This is a genomic window from Xanthomonas sp. (assembly GCF_017163755.1).
GTDB lineage: Bacteria > Pseudomonadota > Gammaproteobacteria > Xanthomonadales > Xanthomonadaceae > Xanthomonas_A.
On record NZ_JAFIWC010000061.1, the window covers coordinates 1 to 2,027 of the forward strand.

The 2,027-nt window shown below is 70.7% G+C and carries 2 protein-coding genes; both read right to left on the reverse strand.

Annotated elements, in window-relative coordinates:
- Positions 1 to 101: 101 nt before the first annotated feature.
- Positions 102 to 803: a phosphatase PAP2 family protein gene (locus tag JR065_RS21325; RefSeq protein WP_206236531.1), complete on the reverse strand. Its 702-nt coding sequence runs from the start codon at positions 801 to 803 to the stop codon at positions 102 to 104.
- Positions 784 to 2,013, reverse strand: coding sequence for a flavodoxin-dependent (E)-4-hydroxy-3-methylbut-2-enyl-diphosphate synthase (gene ispG, locus JR065_RS21330; RefSeq protein ID WP_206236532.1), 1,230 nt, complete (start codon positions 2,011 to 2,013; stop codon positions 784 to 786). Before ispG ends, JR065_RS21325 begins: the two co-directional genes overlap by 20 nt.
- Positions 2,014 to 2,027 lie beyond the last annotated feature (14 nt).

Here is a 2,027-nt window from a genome sequence, read left to right on the forward strand (position 1 = left end):
GGTGCGAGAAGGGTGTCGGTTTCGGTGGCCTGGCTGGGGCGGTGGAAAGATCCACCGGGTGCTGGCCGCAGTCGGGCCGAGCAGCGCCGCCCTCAGGACGGTTAGCGCACGTGCCGCCAGCGCGGCCGCCGGCCGGCGCGGAACATCACCAGGTACACGCCGACCACCCAGGCCAGCGCCGCCGCCCAGCCGCCGAGAATGTCGGACGGATAGTGCACGCCCAGGTACACCCGCGACAGCCCGACCGCGGCCACGAACGCCGCCGCCAGCGCCAGCAGCGGCCAGCGCCAGCGCGTATGCCAGGCCAGCAGCACCACGGTCACCGCCAGCGTCATCGAGCCCATCGCATGGCCGCTGGGGAAGCTGAAGGTGTGCTCGGGCGCGATCGACTCCCACAGGGTCGGCCGGTCGCGCTGGAAGACCTGTTTGGCGCTCATGTTCAACAGCGCCGAGCCGGCGAACGACAGCGCCGCGAAGGTGGCCTCGCGCCAGCGCCGCAGGCCCAGCAGCGCCAGCACGATCAGCGTGTCCAGCGGGATCACCCCGTACTGGTAGCCGATCTTGGAGACCAGGCCAAAGAACCCGTCCCAACCCGGCGAGGCCAACGCGCGCATCTGCCACAGCAGCGGCTCGTCGAAATAGAACTCCTCCAGCTCGTGGACTTCGTCGGCCAGCTCGACGAACGCGCCCATCGGCAGCAGCACCCCGGCGAACAGCAGCACCAGCCGCCACGCATTGCGGGCGAGCCAGTGGCGGAAGCCGGCGGCTTCCTCGGCCGGGGCGTCACCCGGCGCGGCGGACATACTTGGTTTCGACGTAGTCGTCGATCAGCGCGACGAACTCCTGCGCGATGTTCTCCCCGCGCAGGGTGATGCGCTTCTCGCCGTCGACGAACACCGGCGCCGACGGCGCCTCGCCGGTGCCCGGCAGCGAGATGCCGATGTTGGCGTGGCGCGATTCGCCCGGCCCATTGACCACGCAGCCCATCACCGCCAGGGTCATGCTCTCGGCGCCGGGATGGGTCACCTTCCACTCCGGCATCTTCGCGCGCACGTGGTTCTGCACCACCTTGGCCAGTTCCTGGAAGAACTCGGAGGTGGTGCGGCCGCAGCCCGGGCAGGCGGTGACCAGCGGGGTGAAGGCGCGCTGGCCGGTGGTCTGCAGCAGTTCCTGGGCGACGATCACCTCCTGCGTGCGCGACTGGCCCGGCTCGGGCGTCAGCGAGATGCGGATGGTGTCGCCGATGCCTTCCTGCAGCAGCACCGCCAGCGCGGCGCTGGAGGCGACGATGCCCTTGCTGCCGATGCCGGCCTCGGTCAGGCCCAGGTGCAGCGCGAAATCCGAGCGCTGCGCCAGGTCGCGGTACACCGCGATCAGCTCCTGCACGCCGCTGACCTTGCAGCTGAGCACGATGCGGTCGCGGCCCAGGCCCAGCTCCACCGCGCGCTCGGCCGAGTCCAGCGCCGAGCGGATCAGCGCCTCGCGCAGCACCCGGCCGGCGTCCCACGGCGTGTCGCGCCGCGAGTTCTCGTCCATCAGCTGCGCCGCCAGCGCCTGGTCCAGCGAGCCCCAGTTGGCGCCGATGCGCACCGGCTTGTCGTACTTCAGCGCGAACTCGATCAGCTGCGCGAACTGGGTGTCCTTCTTCTTGCCGAAGCCGACGTTGCCGGGATTGATCCGGTACTTGGCCAGCGCCTGCGCGCAGGCCGGTTCGGCGGCCAGCAGCTGGTGGCCGTTGTAGTGGAAGTCGCCAATCAGCGGCACCTCGATGCCCATCATCCGCAGCTTGTCGACGATGCGCGGGATCGCCGCGGCCGACTCGGCGTTGTTGACCGTCAGCCGCACCAGCTCCGAGCCGGCGCGCCACAACTCGGCCACCTGCTTGACCGAGGAGGCCACGTCGGCGGTGTCGGTGTTGGTCATCGACTGCACCACCACCGGCTTGCCGCCGCCCAGGGTGATGCCGCCGATATGGACCGGCTGGGTGAGGCGGCGCGCCCAGGGCAGCGGCAGCGCCAGCACCGCCA

Bases quoted from the DNA above. Each gene is read 5' to 3' on its own strand.
- JR065_RS21325 (WP_206236531.1), bottom strand. From the start codon at position 803: ATGTCCGCCGCGCCGGGTGACGCCCCGGCCGAGGAAGCCGCCGGCTTC.